The 25241-nt window shown below is 72.8% G+C and carries 21 protein-coding genes and 1 tRNA gene; 13 read left to right on the forward strand and 9 right to left on the reverse strand.

Annotated features, from left to right (window positions below; genetic code table 11):
- The first annotated feature begins 5 nt into the window (after nt 1-5).
- The 3 genes from AB0B02_RS12100 to AB0B02_RS12110 all read left to right on the forward strand — a co-directional run bounded on the left by AB0B02_RS12100 (nt 6) and on the right by AB0B02_RS12110 (nt 3511).
- Nucleotides 6-791, forward strand: coding sequence for a histone deacetylase (locus AB0B02_RS12100; RefSeq protein ID WP_281934259.1), 786 nt, complete (start codon nt 6-8; stop codon nt 789-791).
- A 307-nt stretch (nt 792-1098) separates the two neighbouring features.
- Nucleotides 1099-2841 carry a bifunctional metallophosphatase/5'-nucleotidase gene (locus AB0B02_RS12105; RefSeq protein ID WP_107159640.1) on the forward strand — a complete coding sequence of 581 codons (1743 nt, stop codon included), beginning with the start codon at nt 1099-1101 and terminating at the stop codon, nt 2839-2841.
- 175 nt (nt 2842-3016) lie between these two features.
- The gene (locus AB0B02_RS12110) at nt 3017-3511 is read left to right on the forward strand and encodes a hypothetical protein (RefSeq protein WP_357299680.1); all 495 of its coding nucleotides are present in this window, start codon (nt 3017-3019) and stop codon (nt 3509-3511) included.
- Between the two features lie 48 nt (nt 3512-3559).
- Here the strand turns inward: AB0B02_RS12110 and AB0B02_RS12115 are convergent, their stop codons facing one another.
- The 3 genes from AB0B02_RS12115 to AB0B02_RS12125 form a co-directional block, all read right to left on the reverse strand.
- Entirely contained in the window at nt 3560-5470 is a 1911-nt protein-coding gene (locus AB0B02_RS12115) for a hypothetical protein (RefSeq protein ID WP_357299683.1), read from the reverse strand.
- A gap of 130 nt (nt 5471-5600) precedes the next feature.
- Nucleotides 5601-6704 carry an ionic transporter y4hA gene (locus tag AB0B02_RS12120; protein WP_199199877.1) on the reverse strand — a complete coding sequence of 368 codons (1104 nt, stop codon included), beginning with the start codon at nt 6702-6704 and terminating at the stop codon, nt 5601-5603.
- 90 nt (nt 6705-6794) lie between these two features.
- Nucleotides 6795-7997, reverse strand: a complete 1203-nt coding sequence (locus AB0B02_RS12125; RefSeq protein ID WP_357299686.1) for a helix-turn-helix transcriptional regulator — start codon at nt 7995-7997, stop codon at nt 6795-6797.
- A 342-nt stretch (nt 7998-8339) separates the two neighbouring features.
- Between AB0B02_RS12125 and AB0B02_RS12130 the strand changes: the two genes are divergently transcribed.
- Nucleotides 8340-9419 carry a helix-turn-helix transcriptional regulator gene (locus AB0B02_RS12130; RefSeq protein WP_357299689.1) on the forward strand — a complete coding sequence of 360 codons (1080 nt, stop codon included), beginning with the start codon at nt 8340-8342 and terminating at the stop codon, nt 9417-9419.
- Between the two features lie 127 nt (nt 9420-9546).
- On the opposite strand, the gene AB0B02_RS12135 is transcribed toward AB0B02_RS12130, so the two are convergent.
- Together AB0B02_RS12135 and AB0B02_RS12140 are read right to left on the reverse strand one after the other, a co-directional pair.
- Nucleotides 9547-9623, reverse strand: a tRNA-Pro gene (locus tag AB0B02_RS12135).
- A 134-nt stretch (nt 9624-9757) separates the two neighbouring features.
- Nucleotides 9758-10651 (reverse strand): metallophosphoesterase, encoded by an 894-nt coding sequence (locus tag AB0B02_RS12140; protein WP_357299692.1) that lies wholly within the window; start codon nt 10649-10651, stop codon nt 9758-9760.
- A 25-nt stretch (nt 10652-10676) separates the two neighbouring features.
- On the opposite strand from AB0B02_RS12140, the gene AB0B02_RS12145 reads away from it, so the two are divergent.
- Complete coding sequence (locus AB0B02_RS12145; protein ID WP_281934275.1) at nt 10677-11132, forward strand: GatB/YqeY domain-containing protein; 456 nt, start codon at nt 10677-10679, stop codon at nt 11130-11132.
- 67 nt (nt 11133-11199) lie between these two features.
- Here AB0B02_RS12145 and AB0B02_RS12150 read toward each other — a convergent pair whose 3' ends face one another.
- Nucleotides 11200-13638: a transglycosylase domain-containing protein gene (locus AB0B02_RS12150; RefSeq protein ID WP_357299697.1), complete on the reverse strand. Its 2439-nt coding sequence runs from the start codon at nt 13636-13638 to the stop codon at nt 11200-11202.
- A gap of 401 nt (nt 13639-14039) precedes the next feature.
- On the opposite strand from AB0B02_RS12150, the gene AB0B02_RS12155 reads away from it, so the two are divergent.
- On the forward strand, nt 14040-14363 hold the full coding sequence (locus AB0B02_RS12155; RefSeq protein ID WP_107159621.1) for a WhiB family transcriptional regulator: 324 nt from the start codon (nt 14040-14042) through the stop codon (nt 14361-14363).
- A gap of 19 nt (nt 14364-14382) precedes the next feature.
- On the opposite strand, the gene AB0B02_RS12160 is transcribed toward AB0B02_RS12155, so the two are convergent.
- Genes AB0B02_RS12160 through AB0B02_RS12170 form a run of 3 tightly spaced genes read right to left on the reverse strand, consistent with a single transcriptional unit; the run spans nt 14383 to nt 17199 of the window.
- Nucleotides 14383-15534, reverse strand: a complete 1152-nt coding sequence (locus AB0B02_RS12160) for an ArsA-related P-loop ATPase (protein ID WP_281934280.1) — start codon at nt 15532-15534, stop codon at nt 14383-14385.
- 55 nt (nt 15535-15589) lie between these two features.
- Nucleotides 15590-16564, reverse strand: coding sequence for an ArsA-related P-loop ATPase (locus tag AB0B02_RS12165; protein ID WP_281934281.1), 975 nt, complete (start codon nt 16562-16564; stop codon nt 15590-15592).
- A gap of 26 nt (nt 16565-16590) precedes the next feature.
- A complete protein-coding gene (locus tag AB0B02_RS12170) occupies nt 16591-17199 on the reverse strand; it encodes a hypothetical protein (protein WP_281934282.1) in 609 nt (202 codons plus the stop codon).
- Between the two features lie 334 nt (nt 17200-17533).
- On the opposite strand from AB0B02_RS12170, the gene AB0B02_RS12175 reads away from it, so the two are divergent.
- The 7 genes from AB0B02_RS12175 to AB0B02_RS12205 all read left to right on the forward strand — a co-directional run bounded on the left by AB0B02_RS12175 (nt 17534) and on the right by AB0B02_RS12205 (nt 25241).
- Nucleotides 17534-17980: a hypothetical protein gene (locus AB0B02_RS12175; RefSeq protein WP_281934659.1), complete on the forward strand. Its 447-nt coding sequence runs from the start codon at nt 17534-17536 to the stop codon at nt 17978-17980.
- Nucleotides 17981-18042: 62 nt separating this feature from the next.
- Nucleotides 18043-18198, forward strand: a complete 156-nt coding sequence (locus tag AB0B02_RS12180) for a DUF4177 domain-containing protein (protein ID WP_013289021.1) — start codon at nt 18043-18045, stop codon at nt 18196-18198.
- A 3-nt stretch (nt 18199-18201) separates the two neighbouring features.
- Complete coding sequence (locus AB0B02_RS12185; protein ID WP_107159613.1) at nt 18202-18663, forward strand: RidA family protein; 462 nt, start codon at nt 18202-18204, stop codon at nt 18661-18663.
- Nucleotides 18664-18778: 115 nt separating this feature from the next.
- On the forward strand, nt 18779-19573 hold the full coding sequence (locus AB0B02_RS12190; protein WP_281934287.1) for an MBL fold metallo-hydrolase: 795 nt from the start codon (nt 18779-18781) through the stop codon (nt 19571-19573).
- A complete protein-coding gene (locus AB0B02_RS12195) occupies nt 19570-23148 on the forward strand; it encodes an adenylate/guanylate cyclase domain-containing protein (protein ID WP_281934289.1) in 3579 nt (1192 codons plus the stop codon). The genes AB0B02_RS12190 and AB0B02_RS12195 overlap by 4 nt, the downstream gene beginning before the upstream one ends.
- A gap of 101 nt (nt 23149-23249) precedes the next feature.
- A complete protein-coding gene (locus tag AB0B02_RS12200; RefSeq protein ID WP_281934292.1) occupies nt 23250-23720 on the forward strand; it encodes a hypothetical protein in 471 nt (156 codons plus the stop codon).
- A 30-nt stretch (nt 23721-23750) separates the two neighbouring features.
- The gene (locus tag AB0B02_RS12205; RefSeq protein WP_281934294.1) at nt 23751-25241 is read left to right on the forward strand and encodes a serine/threonine-protein kinase; all 1491 of its coding nucleotides are present in this window, start codon (nt 23751-23753) and stop codon (nt 25239-25241) included.

Raw genomic sequence — 25241 nt, forward strand, 5'->3', positions numbered from 1 at the left:
CTCCGGTGTCCCTGCTCTGGTACGTCGCGTACGGGTCGAACCTGCACGCCGCGCGGCTCGACCGGTACCTGCGCGGCGGGCGCCCAGCGGGCGGGCTGCGCACGTACCCGGGCTGCCGGGACTGCCGACCGCCGCGCCGGACGGTCCCGGCGCTGATCCCCGGCGGCGTCTACTTCGCCGGCGAGTCCCGTGCCTGGACCGGCGGCATGGCGTTCTACGACCCGGAGCTGCCCGGCCGGGCGGCGGTCCGCGGCTACCTGGTCACGGCCGAGCAGTTCGCCGACATCGCCGCCCAGGAGATGTACCGGACGCCCGGCGCGGATCTGGCCGGGATCCGCGCGGCGGTCGCGACCGGTCGGGCCACGCTCGGTCCGGGCCGGTACGAGACGCTGCTACGGGTCGGGGAGCGCGACGGCCGGCCGATGCTCACGTTCACCGCCCCGCACCGCGCGGTGACGGTGCCCTGGACCCGACCCGCCCCGGTCTATCTCGGCATGCTGGCCCGGGGGCTGCGGGAGGCGCACGGCTGGGGTGTGGCGCGCACCGTCGACTATCTGTCCGGCCGGCCGGGTGTCGCCGGGCGGTGGAGCCGGGCGGCGCTCCGGACGCTGGTCGGCGCCGCCCACGTCGCGGTCGCCGACCCGCCCTCCGGTGTCCAGGTCGAGTTCGGACAGTCCGCTCCGGCCGCCGGACCGGTGGACATGAACGGCCGTTCGGCCGGCGACGGGTGGCCCGCCGGGGGTTTTTCCGGTCAGGAAGGTTGCCACAGCAACGTTTTCGGCGTGACATGAGCGACGGCGCCGGCTCCCTGGTCCCTGGGGGCCGGCGCCCTTTCGTGGCCGGCGTGCGCCGTGCGGGAATTCACCCGACGGTCATGTCGGACTCGTCGGGCAGACCGGCACGGGTCGCCTGGCGCGGTGAACATTCCGATTGCCACCCCGGTCGACCTGCGGGCCGGTGGATGAGAAGCTACCCCGGGCGGGGCGGCGTTCCCCCGAGTGCCGCCTTCCGCGATCGACCCCTGTCACGGCACGCATCAGGGTCGCCGGGCGAACCATCGTCCGGGCAACCACGCGCCGGTATCTCACGAGGAGTTCCATGTCCGTCCCCGGGATGCGCCGCCGGGCCGCCGTCGGCCTGGCCGCACTCGCCGCGACCGCGTTCACCGCCGTCGCCGTCACCCCCGACCAGGCTGAGGCCCACTCGAAGCCGGTCGACGTCCAACTGCTCGCGATCAACGACTTCCACGGCAACCTGGAGCCGCCGACCGGCTCCAGCGGCACCATCGACGGGCAGGCCGCCGGTGGCGCCGAATACCTGGCCAGCCACCTGAAGGCCATGCGCGCCGCGGCGCAGGCGCAGGGCAAGGGCACCGTCACGGTCGCCGCGGGCGACCTGATCGGCGCCTCGCCGCTGCTCTCCGCCGCGTTCCACGACGAGCCCACCATCGAGGAGATGAACCTCGCCGGGCTCGAGTTCGCCAGCGTCGGCAACCACGAGTTCGACGAGGGCGCCAAGGAGCTGCTGCGGATGCAGCGCGGCGGCTGCCACCCGGTGGACGGCTGCGCCGACGGCACGCCGTTCGAGGGCGCGAAGTTCAAGTACCTCTCCGCCAACGCGTTCAAGACCTCCACCGGCCTGCCGCTGATGCAGCCGTTCGGCATCAAGATCGTCAAGGGTGTGCCGATCGGCTTCATCGGCATGACCCTGGAGGGCACCCCGAACATCGTCAGCCAGCAGGGCGTGGCCGGGCTGCGCTTCACCGACGAGGCCGACACCGCCAACAAGTACGCCAAGATCCTGCGGCTGCTCGGCGTGAAGAGCATCGTCGTGCTGCTGCACGAGGGTGGCGTGCAGAACGGCGGCGGCATCAACGACTGCACCGGGTTCAGCGGCCCGATCGTCGACATCGCCAACCGGATGGACCCGGCGATCGACGTGATCGTCAGCGGCCACACCCACGCCGCGTACAACTGCAACATCAACGGCAAGCTGGTCACCAGCGCCAGCTCGTTCGGCCGCCTCGTCACCGACATCAACCTGAAGATCGACCCGCGTACCCGGGACGTGGTCAGCGCGTCGGCGAACAACGTGGTGGTCACCCGGGACGTCGCCAAGGACCCGGCCTCGACCGAGCTGATCAGCCGGTACAAGACCGCGCTCGGCCCGGTGGCCGACCGGGTGGTCGGCGAGACCACCACCGCGATCACCAAGACCCAGGAGAACCTGTACCAGACCGGGGTCGACGCCAACGGCAAGCCGACGTACCAGACCGGTGAGTCGCCGCTGGGCAACGTGATCGCCGACGCCCAGCTCGCCGCCACCGACACCGAGCAGAACGCGGTCGCCGCGTTTATGAACCCCGGTGGTGTCCGCGCCGACCTCGACGCCGGCCCGGTCACCTACGCCGAGGCGTTCACCGTCCAGCCGTTCGCCAACAACCTGGTGACGCTGGACCTGACCGGCGCGCAGCTCTACTGCATGCTGGAGCAGCAGTTCACCGTGGCGCGGGTGCTCTACGCGTCCTCGTCCGTGCACTACGTGGTGGACGTCAACGGCACCACCGCGCCGGCCGGTACGCCGTGTGCCGGCAGCCGGGTGGTCCGGGGCAGCCTCACCATCAACGGCACCCCGGTGACCGACACCGCGACCTACCGGGTCACGGTGAACAACTTCCTCGCCGGTGGCGGCGACGGCTTCAGCGTCCTGACCGGCGGCACCAACGCGGTGACCGGCCAGATCGACCTGGACGCCTTCACCGCGTACCTGACCGAGAAGTCGCCGGTGTCCGCGCCGGCGCTGGACCGGATCCAGACCACCGCGGAGGTCCCCGCCGCCTGACCCGTACCGCCAGTGGGCCCCGGAGCACTGCTCCGGGGCCCACTGCCGTCTCCCCCCACCGCCCGCACCCCCTCCTCAGCGCGTTGATCAAGAGGTTTGCGTCGGGAGCGCGCCGCGCGGCGACGCAAACTCCTTGATCAACGAGTGGGGAGGGGAGGGAGGGGAGGGGAGGGGTGTGGTCTGCCATGCTGGGGCGGTGAGTGCGACGTGGCGTCATCTGCCTGCCTCGGCCCGTGAGATCGCCGTGAGCGCCACGGACGCGGTCGACGCCGCCCGGGAGCGGGACGCCGAGGCGTACCGGCCGGCCGTGGAGCGGCTCGCCGCCGCCGACCGGGCCGGGCTGGTGCTCGGCGGCGCGGTGCGGCTGCTGCTGGAGGAGGGGCATCCGGACGGGCTGGACGGCGACGACGTACGCCAGGTGCTGGAGCGTTGCGTCCGGTCGGCCGCGACGTGGTGGCCCGAGGTCGACCCGCACGTGCTGCTGGTGCTGCTGGCCGGCGCGCTCGGCGTCTACGACCCGGGCGACGACGACAACCTGCCCGACCCGGCGGCGGTCGCCCGGCACGCCCCGCTGCTCGTCGCCGACCTGCTGGCGGTCACCGGACGCCCGTTCGCCGACTACCTGAACGCGGCGTTCGCCGAGGTGGCCCGCACCGAGTTGCACGACTGACGGGGCGGGGCGGACGGTCTCCGTCCACCCCGCCCCGCTTCCCGCCGGTCAGGCGGTGCCGGCGACCTCGAACGAGTACCAGTTGGGGTAGTCACTCACGGTGCCGTCGGCCTTGACCGCGTAGACGATCAGCGTGACATACCCACCCACGGTCGGCGTCCACGTGACGCTGGCCCGACCGTCGCCGTCGGCGGTGATCTCGGTCAGCTCGCCGTCCCCGTCGAACGAGTAGCGGTAGGCAGTCACGTCGGACCAGCCCGCCGGCGGCGAGAACGTGAAAGTGCCGGGAACCCCGGCACCCCCCACCGGGTGCCCGTCCGCCGGCTGCTGGTAGACGTCGGAGCGTACATCCGGCCACGGGTTGAAGATGGCCCACCAGGTGCCCTCCTCCGAGACGAACCCGTTGGCGCTTCGGCTGCGTACCGTCACCCAGTAGCCGTCCGGATCGGTGGCCCGGAAGCTGAAGTAGCCGACCCCGTCCTCATCGGCCTGACGGGTCTCCGGCGGACCGTTGTTGACGGTGATCTCGTACTCGTACACGCCGGTGACGCCGGCCGCCGGGGTGAGCTTCAGCAGCACGTCCCGGTTCCACTCCGGCGGTCCGTCCGGCGTCTGGACCTGCGGCGCCGCCGACGGGACGAACACCTCGTAGACCACCGGCGCGGAGACGTTGCCGGCGAGGTCGATCGAGCGGACGGTGAGCCGCTGCGGGCCGGCGTTCGGCGGATTGGCGGTCACGGTGGCCGTGCCGCCCGGCGAGTCGGCTCGCACCGTACCGGGGTAGGTCAGGGGGTCCGGGCAGACCAACTGGCCGAGATCGCCACTCCACTCGCAGACGTTGACTCCGAGGTCCCCCCATCGGTACTGGAAGCCTGCCACGTCCTTCTTCCCGTTGCCGGAGAAGGTGAACACGCCGGGCACGCCGGGCGGGGCGGTCTGGCCGCTGGTCGAGGAGGGGTAGTTGGACGAGGTCACGGCCGGCGCGGCCGGCGCGGTGGCGTCGTAGGTGAAGTAGCACTTCTTCGACCACGCCGAAGTGTCCACGCCGTCGCCGACACGGGCCTGCCAGACGTACGACGTGCCGTCGGCCAGGGCGTCCTCGGGCAGGCGGACCGTGTTCGCCCTGCCGGAGGCACCCTGGTCGGCGCCGAACTCCCGACGCTGCTCCGGGTGCCCCGTGGGCCAGATCGCCACGTCGGTGCGGAGGCGGTCCGATCCGTCGGCGTCGGCGCCGACCGCCTGGAGAACCCGGGCGAAGCCACTCAGCCGCGGGTACGGCCGCAGTTGAGAGCAGGCGACTCCGCCGTTGTAGAGGCGCGCGTTGTCGATCGTGGGCGGCGAGTTGTAGGACACGGACAGCTGGACCTGGTTGTACCGGTAGAACTCCCGGGCGTACGTCGGGTCCGGCTCGTACTGCTCCGGGACCCGGATCTGGAACGTGATCCGCCGCTCCTTATGGGCGACCGCGTCCTGCACCGCGGCGCCGACGTCGAAGGAGAGAAGCCAGGGGCACCACTCCGACGCGTCGGTGATCTCATCGAGCTTCCCGATCGGCTCCGGCTGCCGGTTCCACGTGGGCGTGGCGCTCACCGGCTTCGTACGCCAGATTTCGATCGCCCGCTTGCCACAGTCCGCGACGTTTCGCTCGTCGGTGAAGACCTTTCCGCCGTAGATCTTCTTCCCCTCGAACTGGGACAGGTCGAAGGTGGCGTAGACCCGCGAGGTGTGCGACTTCCCGGCGTCGTCCACGCGGGTGCCGAGCGGCAGGCCCGTACCTGTCCCGTTGTACGCCTTCGCCGGGGTGGCCGAGTCCACCCAGCCGATCTGGACCGGTGGTGGGGTGTCGGCGTGCGGCGCCGCCACGGCGGCGCCGTCGGTGGTGACGACCGTCAGCCCGGTGACCCCCAGGGTCAACCCGAGCAGGCCGATGAGGCCACGACGTGGCCTGACACTGAACACAGTGGATGTCCTCCCGTTGCCGTCCGGGCGCCCGCCCGGACAGTTACGGGCATCAAACCGTTCCCGTGCGGGGCGGGCAACGGCCTTTCGGTCGATCACCGGACGCGCGGGAGACGCACTTCCGGCGCGGTCACGGGCTCGCGGCCAGGAAGACGAACGCGGCGAGCAGCACCAGGTGCACCCCGCCCTGGAGCACGGTGGCCCGCCCCGGCACCACGGTGAGCACGGCGGTCACCGCGGTCAGCGCCAGCAGCGTCATCTGGGTACCGCCCAGCCCCAGCAGCAGCGGGCCGTCCAGCCAGATCGAGGCGATCGCGATGGCCGGGATGGTCAGGCCGATGCTGGCCATCGCCGAGCCGAGCGCCAGGTTCAGACTGATCTGCACGCGGTCCCGGCGGGCCGCCCGCGCGGCGGCCAGCGTCTCCGGCGCCAGCACCAGCAGCGCGATGACCACGCCGACGAACGCCTGCGGCAGGTTGGCCGCCTGCACGGCCGACTCGATCGCCGGGGAGATGGTCTTCGCGTCGCCGACCACCGCGACCAGCGCCACCACCAGCAGCGCCAGGCTGGCCAGCGCGGTACGCGTGGACGGCGGCTCGGCGTGCCCGTCGCCGTCGGTGTCCTCCGCGAGGATGCTGCCCTCCTGGGTGACCGGGAGGAAGTAGTCGCGGTGCCGGCCGGTCTGCACCATCACGAACAGCAGGTAGAGCGCGAGCGAGGCGACCGCCGCGAAGGCGAGCTGACCGGGGGAGAACTCCGGGCCGGGCCGGCTGGTGGTGAACGTGGGCACCACCATGCTGAGCGTGGCGAGCGTCGCCACGGTGGCCAGCGCCCCGCCGGTGCCCTCCGGGTTGAACACCGCCACCTGCCGGCGTAGCGCGCCGAGCAGCAGCGACAGGCCGAGGATGCCGTTACAGGTGATCATCACGGCGGCGAAGACGGTGTCCCGGGCCAGCGCCTGCGTCTTGTCCCCACCGCTGATCATCAGCGTGACGATCAGACCGACCTCGATCACGGTGACCGCGACCGCCAGCACCAGCGAGCCGTACGGCTCGCCCACCTTGTGCGCCACCACCTCGGCGTGGTGGACGGCGGCCAGCACGGCGACGGCGAGCAGGGCGGCCACCACGAAGATCAGCGCACCGGGCAGCTCCCGCCCCCAGGTGAAGACGAGCAGGAGCACGGCGAGCACGGGTACGACGGTGGTCCAATCGGTCAGGCGGGATCGGATCATCGCTGGCATGCGTCTACCTTGCCAGGTGAACCGGTCGGCCGCCCGCAGCCGGGAGATCGTCTGCGGTGCGTCTCGCCCCGTCGGTCGTCCTCACCCGGTGCCGAGGCCGGCGGCGAGGTCGGTGATCGTCGTCGGGGCGAGGGGCTCACGGGCGACCCGGGCGAGTACGTCCTGACCGGCTGGTCGCTGGCGGATCTCGGCCGGCGCGATGCGGTCGGCCGCGGTCAGGGCGCGGCCGGCGTTGACCGGATCGTGGACGTGGAGGTAGACGCGGGCGGCGTCGATCAGGTACGCGGCACGGTGTTCGGCGGGCAACCACCGCCAGCCGTCGTCAGTGGTCACTTTTTCGTGCCGGGCGATGGCCTGTCGTGCGTCGCCCAGCTCCGCCATCGTGGTGATCCGGGCAAGCTCGACCGCGGTGGGTCCGAACCCGGTCCGATGGTGGTCGTGACCGTCGCCCACCCGAGCGGCCATCTCGGCGGCCTCGTCGATCAGCCCGACGGCGGTGCGGTCGTCCCCGTCGCGGGATGCGGCCAGGGCAGCCTGGACGAGGAGCGTCCCGCACAGGGACAGCTCGTGCGGGGAGCCGTTCTCGGTCACCGGCGGGGCGATCCGGTAGGCGGCGGCCAGCATCGCCGACGTCGCCAGCCTCGTCTGCGCCGATTCGCGGAGGACCGGGCCGAGCTGCACGGCGGCGGCAGCCACCGAGAGCCGGTCTCCGGTGGCGGCGATCATCGCCCGGTCGACGGCCAACCACGCCACGTCGATGGCACCGAGCTTCGTCAGCAGCGACGCCGTCACCCGGTACGCCTCCACCAACAGCGTCCGGCCTGCCTCGGGATCGTGGACATGGGTGCGCTGCGCGTCGGTCAGCAACTGCGGCACCAGGTCGACCGCCCGGAGATAGCGGGCGTGCTGGAAGGTGCTCCACGCGTGCGCGACCTCCCGCGACAGCGCCTCGACGGAGAGCACGGGACGGCGACCGGCCGGGCGTCCCAAGGCGACCTCGTAGCTCGACAACGCCGCGCGGACCCGCTCCACCCCCTCGACGCGCTCGGTCACGCCGAGCGGTTGAGCTTGTCGACCGAGTAGGACCGCCGTGTCGATCCGCAGGGCGGTGGCGATGTCCCGAAGTGTCGAAACCTTGTCCAGCGACCGGACACCCCGCTCGACCTTGTCCACCCAACTCTTCGACTTACCCAGCCGGTCGGCCAGCATCTGCTGGGACAGCTTGCGTCGACCCCGCCAGTACGCCACCCGCCGTCCGACCGGCAGCAGATCAGTGCTGTCCACGACGCCACCGCCGGTCCGGTACGGCCCTGGTCGTCTCCTCGGCTGGTATGCGATCCGCCTCCGCCTGCGCGAGGAGCCGTTGCCGTGCCGCTTCCCGCTCCGCCTGCTGGATCTGCTCGCCTTCGGGTTGGTTCGGAGTGTTGTCGCTCATTCCCGCCTCCGCCGTGAGAGGGCGCGGCGGCGCTGCTCTTGGCAGGACCGTCGCCGCCGCGCCCGGCTGGCGACGCGACCAGGCCAGTTCTCACGCCAGCCGCGCTGATCGCGTCTGGGATCTACTCTTGTGACCCCACGACTACGCTCGGAAGTGGCTTGATGTTTTCAGGACCTTTCACGGGGGCTCCGATGGATGACCTCGGCGCGCAACTGAGGCAGGCTCGTAATGAAGCCGGCGTGACGCTGGCCTCCATCGCGGCCCGTACCTGCTACTCGGCATCGCACCTGAGCAACGTCGAGACGGGACGCCGGACCGCGACGCCGGACATCGTGCTCGCCTACGCGCGAGCGTTGGGAGACCCGGACGTGAGACGCAGACACCTCCTCAAGGCCGCCACGATCGGCCCGATCGCCGCCAACGAACTGATCCGATCGGGCTTCACCGCCGCCCTCACCGGCCAGCGGGACAGCGAAGACCGCTGGCGCGACCGGGTCGAGCAGTACGGTCGCGACTACATGGAGATCGGTGCCGACAGCCTCCAGACCCGGCTCGCCGGTGACCTCGTCGTCCTGCAACAGCAGCTCGATTCCCCGACCATGTGGGCGACTGCCGCCCGCGCGCTCACGACCTACGGCAAGACGACCAGGGACCCGACCGAGGCGATCGGTTGGTACGACACCGCCCGGATCGCCGCCGACCGCTCCGACGACCTGGCCGTTCGGGTCTGGGTACGCGGCCGGGCCGCCATCGCCCTGGCCTACGAAGGCGCGGCCCTACCCATCGCCAGACGGTACGCCGACGAGGCCATCGCCCTGTCCGACCAGCCCTCGCTAGGACGCCTCCAAGCGCTGATGGCCCGCGCACACGTCGCCGCCGGACGAGGCGACATCCCCGGTGCCATCGCAGCCGACGAGGACGCACGACGGGTCTTCGATCAGACCGCCTCACCAGACGGTGAGATCTCCGACGCCGCCGTACCCGCCTGGCGAATGGCCACCTTCCGATCGATGCTCTACGCCCGACTCGGCATGGTCGGCGCCGGCGAACAGGCCCAGACCGACGCCGATCGGCTCCGACCGCCAGCGCTGACCCGGTTCGCCACCCATATCGAGCTACACCGCGCCCTCATGATGGCCAAGTCCGGAGATCGGTCCGGAGGGCTCGCCTACGCCCGGCGAGCCTGGGCAACGCTGCCAGCAGACCGCCGCTCACAGACCCTCGGACTGGTACTACAAGAGGTCGAAAGAGCAGCACGTCAACCAGCCTGACCCGCTGAGGGATGCGGTCTCAAACTGCGGGGCGCTGCTCAAGAGGCTGGGTGAGAGCCTGCGATAGCCGCTGCGGTAGGGAAACGCCAGAGGGCACATCCAACGATCGGATGTGCCCTCTTACCTCTGGTCGGGGTGGCCGGATTCGAACCGACGACCTCTTCGTCCCGAACGAAGCGCGCTACCAAGCTGCGCCACACCCCGAGGCGTGCCGACAAATAGTAGCCCACCCGTCTCCGGGGTCCAACTCGGTACCCCCACCCCACGCGACGCCTGGATCTTGGTACGGATTCGCCCCTTCGAGGGCCGATCCGTACCAAGATCACCAGAGGTGAGCGTCAGCGGGGGATCAGGGTCAGGATGGTCGCCTCCGGGGGGCAGGCGAAGCGGACCGGGGCGGTCGGGTGGGTGCCCAGGCCGGCGGAGACGTGCAGCCAGGAGTCCGAGCCGGGCCAGCGGTGCAGCCCGCGAGCCATCGACCGGGGCAGCCCGCAGTTGGTCACCAGCGCGCCGTACCCGGGCACGCAGACCTGCCCGCCGTGGGTGTGCCCGGCCAGCAGCAGCCCGAAGCCGTCGGCGGCCATCCGGTCCAGCACCGCCGGCTCCGGTGAGTGGGCCAGCGCGATCGACAGCGCGACCTCGGCGCCGACCGGGCCGGCCACCGCGTCGTAGTCGTCCCGCTCGATGTGCGGATCGTCCACGCCGACGACCTCGATCGCCCGCCCGCCGGCCTTGAGCGTGGTGCGGGCGTTGTTCAGGTCCGCCCAGCCAGCGCCGGTGAGGATGCCGCGCAGCTCCTCGTACGGCAGCGACACGCCCTCGGTGTACTCCCGGTCGGGCAGGAAGTAGGTGAAGGGGTTCTTCAGCACCGGGCCGGTGTAGTCGTTGGAGCCGAACACGAACGCGCCGGGCAGGTCGAGCAGCGGCTGGAGCGCGCGCAGCACACCGGGCACCGCCTCCGGGTCGGCCATGTTGTCGCCGGTGACCACCACCAGGTCCGGGTCGAGCGCCGCCAGCGAGGCCACCCAGTCCTGCTTGCGCCGCTGGTTGGGCATCATGTGCAGGTCCGACAGGTGGAGCACGCGCAGCGGTTCGGCGTCGGTCGGGAGCACCGGCACGTCGTACCGGCGGAGGGTGAACAGATTGCGCTCGACGAGCGACGCGTAGGCCAGCGTGGCCGCGCCGGCGGCGGCGGTTCCGGCCGCGAGCCGGAATAGTGTGCGCTTTCGCATGCTGTTCAGGGTAGTTTCACCGACCATGAGCACGCTGAAGGACCGTCTCACCACCGACATGCGCGCCGCGTTGAAGGCGCGCGACGAGCTGACCACCTCCACGCTGCGGATGGCCCTCGCGGCCGTCGGCAACGCCGAGGTCGCCGGCCGCGAGAAGCGCGAGCTCAGCGACGACGAGGTGCTCGCGGTGCTGACCAAGGAGGCGAAGAAGCGGCGCGAGGCGGCTGCCGCGTTCGCCGACGCCGGGCGCGCGGAGCAGGCCGGCAAGGAGACCGCTGAGGGCGAGGTGCTGGAGCGCTACCTGCCGAAGCAGCTCCCCGACGACGAGCTGGCCGAGCTGGTCGCGGGGGCGCTCGCCGCGGGCGGCTTCACCGGCAAGGCGCAGATGGGCCCGGCCATGAAGGCGGCCCAGGCGGCGGTGGCCGGCCGGGCCGAGGGGGGCCGGGTCGCCGCCGAGGTACGCCGCCAGCTCGGCCTGTAGACGCGCCGACCGCAACGGAACGGGCGGGCACCCGCTGGGGTGCCCGCCCGTCGTCGTCGTTCGCCGGTCAGCCGCGTGGGCGTCCCGGCCGGCCGTTGCCGTTGCCCGGCGGGTTGGCCGGCCCGCCCGGCCCGGCGGAGTTGCCCGGTGCCGGTGCGCCCTGGCCGGAGCTGACCTCGATCAGCACCACGCCGCCCTTGATGGTGCGCCCGTCCGGGCTGGTGCCGGCCGCGGTGCCCGCCGGGCACTCCGACGGCACCTTGTTGCTGGACACCACCGGCTCGAAGCCGGCGCCCTTGATCCGCGACTTGGCGGTGTCGACGGACTCGCACTTCACGCCCGGGATCGAGCGCTGGTCACCCATCACGATCTTGCCGTCCGGCGGGGTGAAGTTCTTCCGTTCCTTGCCCTTCATGGCGTCCCGCAGCGTCTCGTAGACCGCCGGGTTGATGCCGTTGGGCACGTCGTGGCCCATCTGCTGGTTGGTCTGCGCCCAGTCCGGGTCGGCCATGATGCCGGCCACCGCGTACTGCTTGGTCATGGCGACCAGGGCGGACGTCTTCTCCGAGTCGGTGGTGCCGGACTTGCCGGCCACCGGCGCCTTGACGATGCCACGGACGTTGCCGGCGGTGGCGGTGCCGCACTTCGAGGTGGCGGAGCGGTCACCGACCGGGCAGCGGGCGGCGTCCACGGCGGCGCGGGCCACCTCGGTGCTGATCCGCTGCTCGCAGCGCGGGTTGGCGATGTCGAGCTTGTCGCCGTCCGGGTCGCGGATCTCCTGCACCGGGATCGGCTCGCAGTACTTTCCGTCGGCGGCCAGCGTGGCGTACGCGTTGGCCAGCTCCAGCGGGGTGGTCTGCGAGACGCCGAGGCTGAACGCGCCCCACTGGTGCGGGTTGGCCGCGAGCTTGGCGTCCTCCGACGAGCGGAAACTGATACCGAGCTTCTGCGCCGCCTTGACCACGTTCTCCGCGCCGACCCGCTGCTGGAGGTCGATGAAGAACGTGTTCACCGAGAAGCCGAAGCCGCTCCACATGTTGTGTGGTCCGGCCATCGCGGGGTTCGCGTTCGTCGGGCAGTACTTGCTGGTGCCCGGGCAGGCGGCCGGGGAGTTGAACTCGACCGGGTAGTCGGACTTGAAGACCTTCTGCGCGTTGATGCTGTAGCTGAGCGGGTAGCCCTTCTCCAGCGCGGCCACCAGCGTGAAGATCTTGAAGGTCGAGCCGGCCTGGTAGCCGGAGATGCCGGGGCCGCCGGTGACCAGCGGGTTCACGGTGTTGGGGTAGTTGCCCCGGATCTTCTTCTTGGCCTTGCGCGGGTCGCTGGAGAGCTTGTTCTGCGGGTTCTTCGGGTTGTCGATCTTGAACTTGCGGTTCACCGCCACCGCCCGGACCCGGCCGGTGCCCGGCTCGACCGCGGCCACCATCCGGGCCGCCTTGCTGCTCTCGCTCAGGTGGTTGCGGACCGCCTTGTCGGCGGCCTTCTGCGCCTGCACGTCCATGGTGGTGACGATGGTGTAGCCGCCGCTCTTGAGTCGCCGCTCCCGGTCGTACGAGGTGCCGCCGAACGTCTCCTGCTGGAGCCACCAGCGGTAGAAGTAGTCGCAGAAGAAGCCCCAGGAGTTGGTGTTGGTCTGCACGCAGCCGTTCGGTGTGCGCTTGTCGTTCACCCTGAGCTTGATCTTCTTGGCGGCGTCCGCCTCGGCCTGGGTGATCGCGCCGATCTGCACCATGTTCTGGATGACGTAGTCGCGCCGACCGACCGCCTCCGGGTAGCCGGCCTTGGTGGTCGGGTCGAACGCGGTCGGCGCCTTCACCATGCCGGCGAGCATCGCCGACTCCTGGATGTCGAGCTTGCTCGGCGGCTTGCCGAAGTAGACCTGGCTGGCGGCGTAGATGCCGTACGCGCCGTTGCCGAACGCGGCGATGTTCAGGTAGCGCTCCAGGATCTCGTCCTTGGAGAGCTCCTTGTCGACCTGGAGCGCGAGGCTCATCTCGCGCAGCTTGCGGGTGCTGGTGTCCTCGGTGGCGGCGACCACGTCCGCCGGGTGGGTGGCCGAGTAGGAGATGGCCAGCCGGACGTACTGCATGGTGAGCGTGGACGCGCCCTGCCGGGACGAGCCGGCGGACTGGTTGTTGACGAACGCCCGGGCCACGCCGTTGAGGTCGACGCCGTTGTGCTTGTAGAAGTCGTGGTCCTCGGCCGCGATCAAGGCCTTCTGCATGTACATCGAGACGTCCTTGAGCTTGACGTCCTTGCGGTTCTCGTCGTACATGGTGGCGAGCGGCGTCTTGCCGTCGGAGGCGAGCAGATAGGTGATCTGCGGGGCCCGGGCCACCGTCAACTCCTTGGGCAGCGCGCCGAACGTCTCCGAGCCGGCCTTGGCGGCAAGCCCGGTCATCGCCACCGCGGGGAAGGCCGCCGCGGCGACCACCACGCCGGCCAGCAGGCCGCAGATCAGCAGCGATGCGGCGTTGGTGAAGACATTGTGGTCACGTTTCCGCATCCAGGTCACCTCGACAGGGTACGCGAGCAGGGATCGGCCGGCGCACGGGGAACTTTCCCCATTTCCATCCCGCGCCGGCCTCGTTGTGCTAAACGCACGAACCCTGGCACAGGGTTGCGTGAGATCCGCAGAAGTCTCCGCCGATCGGGGGAACGGCGCGGCGTTTTTCCGTACCGGAGCCGGGTAGACGGCCGGCGAAGGCCCGGCACGCCGGGAGTGTCCGGAAATTAGGGATTTCGCCGACAACGTTGCGTAATCGGGTGACTACACAGCATGATGGTGACGGCGATCGCAGCCACACGTCGTCCGTGCCGCCCTGGGGAGGCCGGCCGGACGACCGGGGGGAAGTTCGCGGCTGCTCGCGCGACGTCGGTAAGTACTGCAAGGGGGGACGTGTACAGATGGGCATGATCACTGACTGGCCGTCACTGGCGGCGTGTCAGAACGGGGACCCGGACGCGTTGTTCGTACAGGGCGCCGAACAGAACGTGGCGAAGAGGATCTGCCGGAGCTGCCCAGTTCGGTACGAGTGCCTGGCCGACGCGCTCGACAACCGGATCGAGTTCGGCGTGTGGGGCGGCATGACCGAACGCGAGCGCCGTGCGCTGCTCCGCCGTCACCCGCAGGTGACGAGCTGGCGCAAGATGTTCGAGGCGGCCATGAGGAAGAACGCCAAGGAGAAGGCCGGCAAGGACAAGATCCTGGTCACCACCGCCACCTCCTGACGGGGCCCGGCCGGCGCGTTCACCGCCGGCTGATCGCCTCGCCGATCGTCCGCAGCCCGTCGACGTCGTGCACGTCGGCGGGCTGCGCCGGCACCGACACCGCCGGCACCGCCGGGAACGCCTCGGTGAACCGGGCCGCCACCCGCTCCTCGCGGACCGCCTGCTGGGCCAGCGCGGCGTGCGCGCGCAACACCTCGACGGTGCCCTCGTGCCCGCCGACGCCGGCCAGTCGCTCCGCGGCGGCCAGGCTCCGCTCCGCGGACAGCCCCGGCGCGGCGGGCTGGTGCACCCGATTGAGCACCAGCCCGGCCAGCGGCATCCGCTCGTCCCGCAACCGGCCCGCGAAGTAGGCGGCCTCTCGGACCGCGTCCGCCTCCGGCGCCGCGACCAGCAGGAACGCGGTTTCGTCGGCCTGGAGGATGCGGTACGTCTGCTCGGCCCGCTGCCGGAACCCGCCGAACATCGAGTCGAGCGCGGCGACGAAACCGGACAGGTCGGTGAGCAGTTGCGCGCCGAGCACCTTCTGCACCACCTTGGAGAACATCCCGAAGCTCGCCGTCACCAGGCTGAACATGCTCCGCCCACCGCTGCGCGCCGGAGCCAGCAGCAGCCGCAGCATCCGGCCGTCGAGGAACCGCGACAACCGGGCCGGCGCGTCGAGGAAGTCGAGCGCGGAGCGCGACGGCGGCGTGTCCACCACGATCAGGTCCCACTCGCCGCGCGCGTGGAGCTGGCCCAGCTTCTCCATCGCCATGTATTCCTGCGTGCCGGCGAAGGTGGAACTCATCGCCTGGTAGAAGGGGTTGGCGAAGATCTCCGCCGCCTTCGCCGGGTCGGTGTGCTGGAGCACCACGTCGTCGAACGTGCGCTTCATGTCGAGCATCATGGCGTGCAGCTCGCCACCGCTGGTCTCGACGTCGAGGCCCTTGACCTGCCGGGGGGTGTTGTCCAGCTCGGTCAGGCCGAGCGACTGGGCCAGCCGGCGGGCCGGGTCGATGGTGAGCACCACCGTCCGCCGGCCGTGCCGCTCGGCCGCCCGCAGCGCCAGCGCCGCGGCGGTGGTCGTCTTGCCCACGCCGCCCGCCCCGCAGCAGACCACGATCCGCACGCCGGGGTCGGCGAGGATCTGGTCGACGTCCAGCGGAGGCGCCGCGTCTTCGGAAGGCACCAATCGAGCGTATCGGTCCCGAGGGGCTCTCTGCTCCGCAGCCGGCCCCAGGTGTGAGTCAATCCGCCCGGACGAGCGTCTCCGCCAGCGTCTCCAGCCCGGCCCGGTCGACCCCGTCGGGCAGCAGCGGCAGCTCGATCAGGGGCAGCCCCAACTCCACCAGGTCACCCCGGAGCGAATCCTCCAGCTCGCGGCGTACCCGCTGGTCGCGGGCCTCCTCGGCGAGGCCGGCCACGGTCCGGGCGTCGGTCGGGAGGCCGGCGGCGGCCAACCCCCGCTTGAGCTCGGCCGCGGTCACCGCGCGACCGGCCGGCACCGGCGGACGGACGCCGTTGACGATCACCCGGCCGACCGGGAAGCCGAACTGGGTCAGGTCGGCCACCGCGTCGAGCGTCTCCTGGACCGGCATCTCCTCCAGCAGCGTGACCACGTGCACCGCGGTCATCGGGGAGCGGAGCAGCGCGGAGACCCCCTCGCTCTGGGTCTTGATCGGGCCCACCTTGGCCAGCCGGGCGGTCTCCGCGGTGACGTTGAGGAAGCGGCCGATCCGCCCGGTCGGCGGCGCGTCCAGCACCACCGCGTCGTACGCCCGGCGGGACCCCGCGGTGCGGGTGGTGGCCTCCTTCACCTTGCCGGTGAGCAGCACGTCACGCAGCCCGGGGGCGATCGTGGTGGCGAAGTCGATCGCCCCGAGCTTGCGCAGCGCCCGGCCGGCGGCGCCGAGCTTGTAGAACATGTCCAGGTATTCGAGGAGCGCCTCCTCGGCGTCGACCGCCAGCGCGCGCACCTCACCGCCGCCGGGCGCGTCGGTGAGGTGCCGCTCCTCGTACGGCAGCGGGTCGGTGCCGAAGAGCTGGGCGATGCCCTGCCGGCCCTCGACCTCGACCAGCAGCGTGCGCCGGCCCCCGGCGGCCAGCCCGAGGGCCAGCGCGGCGGCCACGCTGGTCTTCCCGGTGCCACCCTTGCCGGTCACCACGTGCAGGCGGCCCGGCCATCTGCCGGCGGACTCGGCCGGCTGCTCACTCGCTGCCATCCGTCGAGCCTAACCAGCCGCCGGGATCAGCTGACCTCGCAGACCCACCAACCCGTCTTCCGCACCACCGTGAAGCGCAGGTCCTGATCGGCGACCTTCTCGTCGGCGGTGGTCATGGTGACCTTGGTGGAGACCGTGGCGCGGTCCCCGGTCTGGTTGTCGACCGTCGGGTTGGTCCAGCGGAAGCGGGGGTTCTGGTACTGCCCGGCGTACTTCTGCACCTCGGCGACCTTGGCGGCGATCTTCTCGTCGTCGCGGGCCGCGGAGCAGACGAACGTGGCCGCCTTGTCGGCGTCCCGCTCCTGGTAGACCGCCTTGAGGAAGCCGTCCACCGCCACCTGCGGCTCCGTCGCGCCCTGGCCGTCCGCGCCGTCGCGGAGGGCGAGGAACGCGGCGGTGCCACCGCCGCCGCACAGCAGGACCGCCGCGGCCAGCACGAGCGAGACGATCAACAGGGTCGGGCGTTTGCGCGGCGGCGCGCCGGACGGGTACGGCGGGTGGCCGAGCCCCGGCGGCGGGCCGGCGCCGGGCGGTGGCTGGCCCGGCCCGGTCGGCGGGAGGGCCCCGGCGGATGCGGGCTGCGGGATCGGTTCGCCGGGCGTGCCGGGCGTGCCACCGGCGGGCGGTTGGGTCATCGGTCTCCCCCGGGTTGCGGCGCGCCCGTCGCCGCCCCAGGCGACGGGCACGGGGTCGAGGTGGTGGGTGCGCGACCGCGCGCGCCCAGTCCGGAAGGGTAGCGGTCGGCGGGCCACTTGCCAGCCCCGCGTCATGGTGTGCCGGACGCGAGAGCGCCGTCGCGTTTCGGACCAGCCTTGTGTCACATATGTGACTCGACGTGATCATTCATGCGCGTCCCGTTGTCGGAATGGCCGGCCACGTCCTACGTTCGTCGCGACACAGCGGCCGGACCGGGGGATTCCGAGCCGCGCAGTGGTGCCCATGAGCAGGTACGACGTCCGGAGGCAGCGGATGCGCGACGCGGAGAACATTCCCCGAGCCCAGTTTCCCCCCGGTGACCGGGCCGCCCGGCCCGGGGACGCTGACGGCCCCGGCGCGGGCACACCGTTCAACGAGCGCTCGTACCGGCCCCCGGTCGAGGTGGTCCGCACGCTGCTCCGGCCGGCCGGTCGCCGGCGGGACGAGGATGAGCCGGGTTACGTCATCCACCTGCCGGTGCGGGTGCCCGACCTGGCCGCCGCGACCGCGCTCGCCGGCATCGTGGCCACCTCGCTCGGCTTCCTGGCCGAGCTGGACGCCGGCGAGACCACCGTCTCCACCGCCGACGACCAGAACAACCGGCACCGCGTCTTCTGCGACCTGCTGCTGCCCGACCGCGGTCGCTGCCCGCAGCGCTACGAGCACGAGGGCCCCTGCGGCGAGTCGCCCGCCCCGGAGCAGCGTCCCGCGTCTGGCTGAGGCGGTCGGACCGTAGGCTGTGCCTGACCGAAGTCCAAGTCAGGCAAGGGAGCCTTCCTCCGATGCAGAAGTGGGAATACGCCACGGTCCCGCTGCTGGTCCACGCGACCAAGCAGATCCTCGACAACTGGGGCGAGGACGGCTGGGAGCTGGTCTCCGTGGTGCCCGGACCGAACCCGGAGCAGCTCGTCGCGTACCTGAAGCGTCCGAAGGGCTGACCGATGAGCAACGGACCGCACGCGAAACTCGCCGAACTCGGTCTGGCGCTGCCCGAGGTGGTGCCGCCGGTGGCCAGCTACGTCCCGGCCGTCCAGTCCGGGCAGCACGTCTACGTCTCCGGTCAGCTCCCGATGGCCGACGGCAAGCTGCTCGCTACCGGCAAGGTCGGCAACGGTGTCTCCGCCGAGCAGGCGAAGGACCTGGCGGAGCGGTGCGCGTTGAACGCGCTCGCCGCGATCGACGCGCTGGTCGGGCTGGAGAACGTCGTCAAGATCGTGAAGCTGTCCGGCTTCGTGGCCAGCGCGCCCGGCTTCACCGGCCAGCCCGGCGTCATCAACGGCGCCTCCGACCTGTTCGGCGCCGTCTTCGGCGAGGCCGGCCGGCACGCCCGTAGCGCGGTCGGCGTGGCGGAACTCCCCCTCGACGCCCCGGTCGAGGTCGAGGTCATCGTCGAGGTCGCGTAACCCGCCTCCGTGATCTTGCAGGTTCCGCCCCGGCAGAAGCCTCGAACGAGGACAAACCCGGGGCCGGACCTGCAAGATCGCGGGGGATGGCGGGTGGGGTCGTACGATCGCTGCCATGGGTGGGCGTGTGACGGGGGCCGCAGGGGCGCTGGCGGACGAGTTGCCGGGATGGGTTTCGCTGCTGCGTGCGCCCAACCCGGGGCCGATGACGCTCGACGGGACGAACACCTGGGTGCTGCGGGCCGGGCCGGACGCGCCGGCCGTGGTGGTCGACCCGGGCCCGGCCGACGAGGGGCACCTGGCCGCGATCGCGGCGCACGGGCCGGTCGGCTGGGTGCTGATCACGCACGGGCACCCGGACCACACCGAGGGCGCGCCTCGACTGCGTGAGCTGCTCGGCGGCGTGCCGGTGCTGGCCGCCGACCCGGCGCACACCGCCGGGGGTGAGCCGCTGACCGCCGCGACCACGCCCGACGCCGGCCTCGGCCTCCGGCTGCTGCCCACCCCCGGGCACACCGCCGACTCGGTCTGCCTGCTGGTCGAGCACGCCGGTGAGCGGGTGGTGCTGACCGGCGACACCATCCTCGGCCGGGGCACCACCGTGGTCGCCCACCCGGACGGGCACCTCGGGGACTACCTCGCCAGCCTGGAGCTGCTCTCGACGTACCGGGGGATCCCGGCGCTGCCGGGCCACGGCCCGGCGCTCGCCGACTGCGGCGCGGCGGCCGACTTCTACCTGGCCCACCGGCGGGCCCGGCTCGACCAGGTGCGCGCCGCGGTGGCCGCGGGCGCCCGCACCGCGCCCGAGGTGGTCGCCGTGGTCTACGCCGACGTCGACCGGTCGCTGTGGTGGGCCGCCGAGTGGTCGGTCCGCGCCCAGCTCGAACACCTCGGGGTGGAGCAGCCGTGACCTGCCCAGTGTGCGGGACCGTCGCCGTGCCCGGCGCGCGGTTCTGCCACAACTGCGGGGCGGCGCTGCCGGCCGCCGCCACGCTGCCGGCCGCCGAGCGCCGGGTGGTCACCGTGCTCTTCGGTGACCTCTCCGAATTCACCTCCTGGTCGGAGGACCTGGACCCGGAGCGGGTCGGCGCGGTCACCGACCGGGTGCTCGCCGCGCTGGCCGGCGCGGTCAAGACGTTCGGCGGGCACGTCGACAAGCTCACCGGCGACGGGATCATGGCGGTCTTCGGCGCGCCGGTCGCGCACGAGGACGACGCCGAGCGGGCGGTCCGCGCGGCGCTGTCCATGCAGCGGGCCGTCCGCCGGGTGCTCGACGACGAGCGGGGCGGTGGCGCGCCGCTCGGCCTGCGGGTCGGGCTCAACACCGGGGACGTCATCGCCGGCATCCAGGCCGCCATCGAGTACACCGTCATCGGCGACACGGTGAACACCGCCGCGCGCCTCGCCGACGCCGCCGCGGTCGGCGCGATCTACGCCGGCGCGCGGACCTCCACCGCCACCCGGCACGTCGCCTCCTGGCGGGCGCTGCGCCCGCTGCGGCTCAAGGGCAAGCGCGAACCCGTGGAGGCGTACGAGCTGCTGGGCCTGCTGGACGCGCCGGGCACCCGGTCCGGCCTCGGTGACGAGGCGCCCTACGTGGGCCGGGAGACCGAGATCGGCCGCATGGCCGGCCGGCTCGCCGAGGTGATCGACCGGGGTGAGCCCCGGGTGCTGCTGATGACCGCCGAGGCGGGCATCGGCAAGTCCCGGTTCGCCGCCGAGGTGGAGCGCCTCGCCGCCGGCTACGACGTCGGCGCCGGCCGGTACGCGGCACACACCGGCGCCCGGGTGCTGTCGGTCCGCTGCGCCGCGTTCGGCGAACGACGCCGGCTGGCGCCGCTGGCCGACCTGGTCCGCGCCGCGGTCGGCCTGCCCAGCGACGCGGCGACCGCGGTGACCCGGCCGGCCGTCGAGGAACGCCTGCGCCGGCTCGGCCAGCGCCTCGCCCGGCTCCCCGGCGACCCGCCGCCGATCGCCGTGGACCAGCTCCTGGCCCTGCTCGGGTACGCCGAGCTGCCACCCGCCGCGGAGAGCGTCGAGTGGAACGCCGCCACCGGACCGGCGGACGCCGAGGTGGTGCCGAACGCGGTCGCGGACCTGCTCAGCGCGCTGGCCGGCGAGGCCCCGCTGGTGATCGTGGTGGACGACCTGCACGACGCCACCCCCGAGACGGTCAAGGCGCTCGCGTTGACCCTCAACCGGCTCACCGGGCCGGTGCTGGTGCTGCTGCTCGGCCGTCCCGAGCTGGTGCGTACCGCAGGCGCGCTCACCCGGCTCGCGGACGCCGAGGTGCACGCGTTGCCGCCGCTGCGCGGCGCGGACGCGGCCCGGCTGCTGACCAGCTACCTGGCCGGGGGCCGGCTGCCCCAGGCCGACGCGGACCGGCTGCTCGCCACCGCCCAGGGCAACCCGTTCTACCTGGCCGAACTGGTCACGCTGCTGATGGAACGCGGCGCGCTGACCGCCGGCGCGGGGCGGGGCCCGGACGTGGCCTGGCGACTGGCCCCCGGCTCGCTGGGCAGCCGGCTGCTCTCCCGGGACCTGGCCGCCGTGCTCGCGGCGCGCATCGACGCGCTGCCGCCGGACGCCCGCTCGGTGCTGCGCGACGCCGCGGTGGTCGGCGACACGGTGGCCGCCGGCGCGCTGGAGGCGCTGCGCGAGCAGCGGGTCGGGCGGGACGGGCGGCCCGCCGCGGTGGCCGCGGTCGAGCTGGACCGGGCCGTCGAGGAGCTGCTGCAACGTCGCATGCTGCACCGAACCCGCACCGGGTTCGCGTTCGCCACCCCGTTGATGCGGGAGGCCGCGTACACCGGGGTGAGCAAGGCGGAGCTGGCCGAGCGGCACGCCGCGCTGGCCCGCTGGGCCGCCCCGGAGAGCGTGACCGAGGCGGGCACCCCGGCGGGCGGGTTCACCGAGGCGGCCCGCGACGACTTCGTCGCCGAGCACGTCGAGCGGGCCACCGCGCTCGCCGACGCGGTCAAGCTCCGCCCGGACGCGCCGGCCCGCGCGGTCGCCGGCCTGGGCGTGGCGGCGCTGGGCCGGGCCGCCCGCCGGTCGCTGCGCGTCGGCGAGCCGGCGCTTGCCGTCGAGTACGCCGAACGCGCGGCCGAACTGGCCCGTGGCGCGGTGCCCCCGGCCGACCGGGTGGTGCACGCCCGCGCGTTGTTGCAGATCGGCCGCCCGACCGACGCGCTCGCCGCAGCCGAGAAGATCGCCGCGAACACCGGTGAGGCCGCCACCCGGGCCGCGGCGCTGCTGCTGGCCGGGCAGGCCCAGCAGACACTGGGCGATGCCGAGCGCGCGGAACGCAGCTACTCCGAGGCGTTGCAGGTGGCCACCGCCGCCGACCTGCCCACGCTGCGGGCCTCGGCGATGCGCCGGCTCGGCATGGCCGACTTCATCGCCGGCCGGTTGGGGCAGGCGAGCAGCCGGCTGGCCGCCTCCTACCAGGTCAGCCTCGCCGCGAAGGATCCGCGCGGGCAGGCCTGGTCGTTGCAGAACCTGGCCTGGGTGACCACCACCCGGGGCGACTTCGCCGGCACCGACGCGGTGCTCGGCCGGGCCGCCCGGCTGTTCGCCGAGCTGAAGGACCCGTACGGGCGGGCCTGGCTGCGCGGCACCACCGCGTTCGCCCGGCTGCTCGCCGGCCGGCTGCGCGAGGCGTGCCGGCTGGCCCAGGTGTTCCTGCCGTTCGGGGAGCGGGTCGGCGAGGCGTGGGCGGTGGGCACGCTGCGGGCGGTCGAGGCGTACGCCACCGCCGAGCTGGGCGACCTCGCCGAGGCGGACCGCGCGGCGCGGCGCGCGTACCGGGACTTCGCCGAGGTGGGCGACGACTGGGGGCAGGGCTTCGCGCTCGTGGTGCGCGGGGTGGTGGCGCGCGGGCTGGGCGAGCCGGAGCACGCCGCCGACCTGTTCTCCGACGCGTTGGAGTACGCCGCCCGCACCACCCATCCGCTGCTCACCGGCATGGCCGGCACGCTGCGCGGCTTCGTCGCGCTGGACATGGGCGACTGCGAGACCGCCGAGCGGGAGGCGCGGTCGGTGCTGACCAGTGTGGAGCCGCACAACCCGCAGGCGCCGGCCCAGGTCGCGCCACGGGTGCTGCTCGCGATGGCCCGGGTCGCGGCCGGTGACCCGGGGACCGCGGTGGGACTGCTCGCCCCGGTGGCCATGGTGGCGGCGAACGCACCCTCGCTGCTGATCTCCCGGCGGCAGACGATGGCCCGGTATTCTGCCGCGCTGCTCGCCCACGGCCAGCGGGAGCAGGCGTTGGACTGGGCGCAGCGGGCGGTCGCCGCCCCCGCCGAGGACGTCCGCAGCCAGGTGGTGGCCGGGCTGGCGCTGGCCGAGGCGCTGGACGCCGCCGGCCGCCCGGCGGAGGCGCTGGCCAGCGCCGAGGAGGCGGTCCGCCTGGCGTACGCCACCGAGCAGCTCAGCGAACGGGTCGCCGCGGACGCGCTGCGGTCCCGTCTCGCCAACGGCTGAACACCCCTGTTCTGCCGGTTCCGGGGATGTGTTCGTCGGTGGGGCCGGTTAGCGTGGGGCGGCCGGCGAGCGCCGTCGGGGGAGTTCGTGGGGGAGGGACGATGAGGCTGCCGCGCTCCGGCGCCGGCTGGACGATCGCGGTCTTCGGGCTCCTGGCGCTGCTGCTCGGCGCGTTGGGTCTGCTCTGGCCGGAGACGCAGCTGCGCCTGCTCGGCTTCGAGGTGCCGGCCGAGCGTGCCCCCGGTGACTACACCGGCACGTTCCTCACCGCGTCCTCGATGGCCTCGTTCAACATGGGGGTCTACTACCTGCTCGCGGTGGCCACCGAGTGGCGGCCGTTCTACCGCTTCACGGTCTGGTTCCGGCTGGTCACGTTCACCGTGTTCACCATCGCGGTGCTCTCCGACATCGCGCCGGACCGGTTCTTCGGGGTGGCCGCGTGGGAGGGGCTGGGCGCGCTCGCGACCGCCGCCGGCCTGTGGTGGGACGCCCGTCGGGGAGCCGCCGATCCGGCGGTCCCGACCCGGTCGGAAGACTCCGCGCCGGCACCCGCCTCCGACGCGGCGCGCTGACCGACCGGGACCGTTGGGTATTTTCGAGCCGTGACCGAGACCCCGCCCGGCGCCATGCGGCTGCCCATCGTGCCCGGTCTGACCGACCTGTCAGTGTTTGCCCGTGGTGGGTACGCCACCGTCTACCGGGCCACCCAGATCTCGGTGGGGCGCGAGGTGGCCGTCAAGGTCGAGAACCGGACACTGAACAGCGAGCGCGACCAGGCCCGCTTCCTGCGCGAGGCCCGCGCCGCCGGGCGGATGTCGTCGCACCCGCACGTGGTCGACCTCTTCGACGTCGGGGTCACCGTCGACCAGCACCCCTACCTCATCATGGAGCTGTGCGACGGCTCGTACGCGGAACGGATGCGCACCTCTCCGCTCGACGCGTCGGAGACCCGCGACCTCGGCGTGAAGATCGCCGACGCGCTGGCCCACTCGCACGCGGCCGGCGTGCTGCACCGCGACGTCAAGCCGGCCAACATCCTGCACTCCGAGTTCAACTCGGCGGTGCTCGCCGACTTCGGTCTGGCGGTGCTGGCCGAGGTGCGCGACGCCTCGGTGACGCTGGAGGTGCTCACCCCGGCGTACGCGCCGCCGGAGATGTTCAACCACAGCCCGCCCAGCCCGGCCGTCGACGTCTACGCGCTCTGCGCCACGCTCTACGCGGTGATGCACGGCCGGCCGCCGCGCTGGCAGTCCGAGCGCAACCCGAGCCTGGTCACCGTGCTGGAGATGTTCCAGCACCCGATCCCGGGTCTGCCCGGGGTGCCCGACGAGCTGATCGACGTGCTGCGCCTGGGCATGTCCAACGACCCGGGCGAGCGGCCGTCCGCCGTGGAGCTGCGCGGCCTGCTCGCCGCGCTCCCGCTCGACCCCGGCACCCCCGCACCCCCGTTCACCGGCGGCCGGTACGACCGCACCGGCGGCCCGTACGACCGAAGCGGCGGGCCGGGCCCGCGGCAGCCGGTCCGGGACGACCACCCGACCGTGCCGGCGCGGAGCCGGCGCTGGCCGAGGCGCTGGTTCCTCGGCGGAGCCGGGGTGCTGGCGTTGGCCGCCTCGGCCGCCGGCGGCGCCTGGCTGGCCGGCGGCACCCCGCCGGTGGTGTCGCCGACACCGGTGGCCAGCGGCGCGGCCGGCATGACGCCGCTGCCCGGCTGCGCGTCCGCCGACGTCCGCCTCCCGGCCGGTGCGCGCTGTGCGCCCGAGTTGGAGTGCTACGGCCCGGTGCGCCTGCGTCGGGAACGCGCCGAGGCGAGCCGGGTGCCGTGCGACGGCCAGCACACCTGGGAGACCTACGCCGCCGGTGACCTGCCGACCGGTCTGACCGGGGCCGGCCACGACGCGGTCGCCGCCGATCCGGCTGTCCGCAAGGTCTGCAACGCGGGCACGTTCCGGCTGGTCAGTGGCGTCAAGTCGGGGGCCGGGTGGAACCTGGAGGTGCTGCCGCCGGCCGAGAGCGAAGCCGACCGCACCTACCGCTGCCTGGCCGGGCAGGGCGTGAACGCGCTGGCCCGCCCCACGCTCACCGGCCGCTGA

The sequence above is a fragment of the Micromonospora sp. NPDC049240 genome, assembly GCF_040647835.1.
In the GTDB taxonomy this organism is placed as follows: Bacteria; Actinomycetota; Actinomycetes; order Mycobacteriales; family Micromonosporaceae; genus Micromonospora.

Excerpts from the sequence above, each read along its gene's own strand:
- AB0B02_RS12185 (WP_107159613.1), top strand. The coding sequence starts at position 18,202 with ATGAGCAACGGACCGCACGCGAAACTCGCCGAACTCGGTCTGGCGCTG.
- AB0B02_RS12120 (WP_199199877.1), bottom strand. The coding sequence starts at position 6,704 with ATGATCCGATCCCGCCTGACCGATTGGACCACCGTCGTACCCGTGCTC.
- AB0B02_RS12165 (WP_281934281.1), bottom strand. The coding sequence starts at position 16,564 with ATGGCAGCGAGTGAGCAGCCGGCCGAGTCCGCCGGCAGATGGCCGGGC.
- AB0B02_RS12150 (WP_357299697.1), bottom strand. The coding sequence starts at position 13,638 with ATGCGGAAACGTGACCACAATGTCTTCACCAACGCCGCATCGCTGCTG.
- AB0B02_RS12175 (WP_281934659.1), top strand. The coding sequence starts at position 17,534 with ATGCGCGACGCGGAGAACATTCCCCGAGCCCAGTTTCCCCCCGGTGAC.
- AB0B02_RS12145 (WP_281934275.1), top strand. The coding sequence starts at position 10,677 with ATGAGCACGCTGAAGGACCGTCTCACCACCGACATGCGCGCCGCGTTG.
- AB0B02_RS12180 (WP_013289021.1), top strand. The coding sequence starts at position 18,043 with ATGCAGAAGTGGGAATACGCCACGGTCCCGCTGCTGGTCCACGCGACC.
- AB0B02_RS12105 (WP_107159640.1), top strand. The coding sequence starts at position 1,099 with ATGTCCGTCCCCGGGATGCGCCGCCGGGCCGCCGTCGGCCTGGCCGCA.
- AB0B02_RS12155 (WP_107159621.1), top strand. The coding sequence starts at position 14,040 with ATGGGCATGATCACTGACTGGCCGTCACTGGCGGCGTGTCAGAACGGG.
- AB0B02_RS12140 (WP_357299692.1), bottom strand. The coding sequence starts at position 10,651 with ATGCGAAAGCGCACACTATTCCGGCTCGCGGCCGGAACCGCCGCCGCC.
- AB0B02_RS12130 (WP_357299689.1), top strand. The coding sequence starts at position 8,340 with ATGGATGACCTCGGCGCGCAACTGAGGCAGGCTCGTAATGAAGCCGGC.
- AB0B02_RS12170 (WP_281934282.1), bottom strand. The coding sequence starts at position 17,199 with ATGACCCAACCGCCCGCCGGTGGCACGCCCGGCACGCCCGGCGAACCG.
- AB0B02_RS12190 (WP_281934287.1), top strand. The coding sequence starts at position 18,779 with ATGGGTGGGCGTGTGACGGGGGCCGCAGGGGCGCTGGCGGACGAGTTG.
- AB0B02_RS12200 (WP_281934292.1), top strand. The coding sequence starts at position 23,250 with ATGAGGCTGCCGCGCTCCGGCGCCGGCTGGACGATCGCGGTCTTCGGG.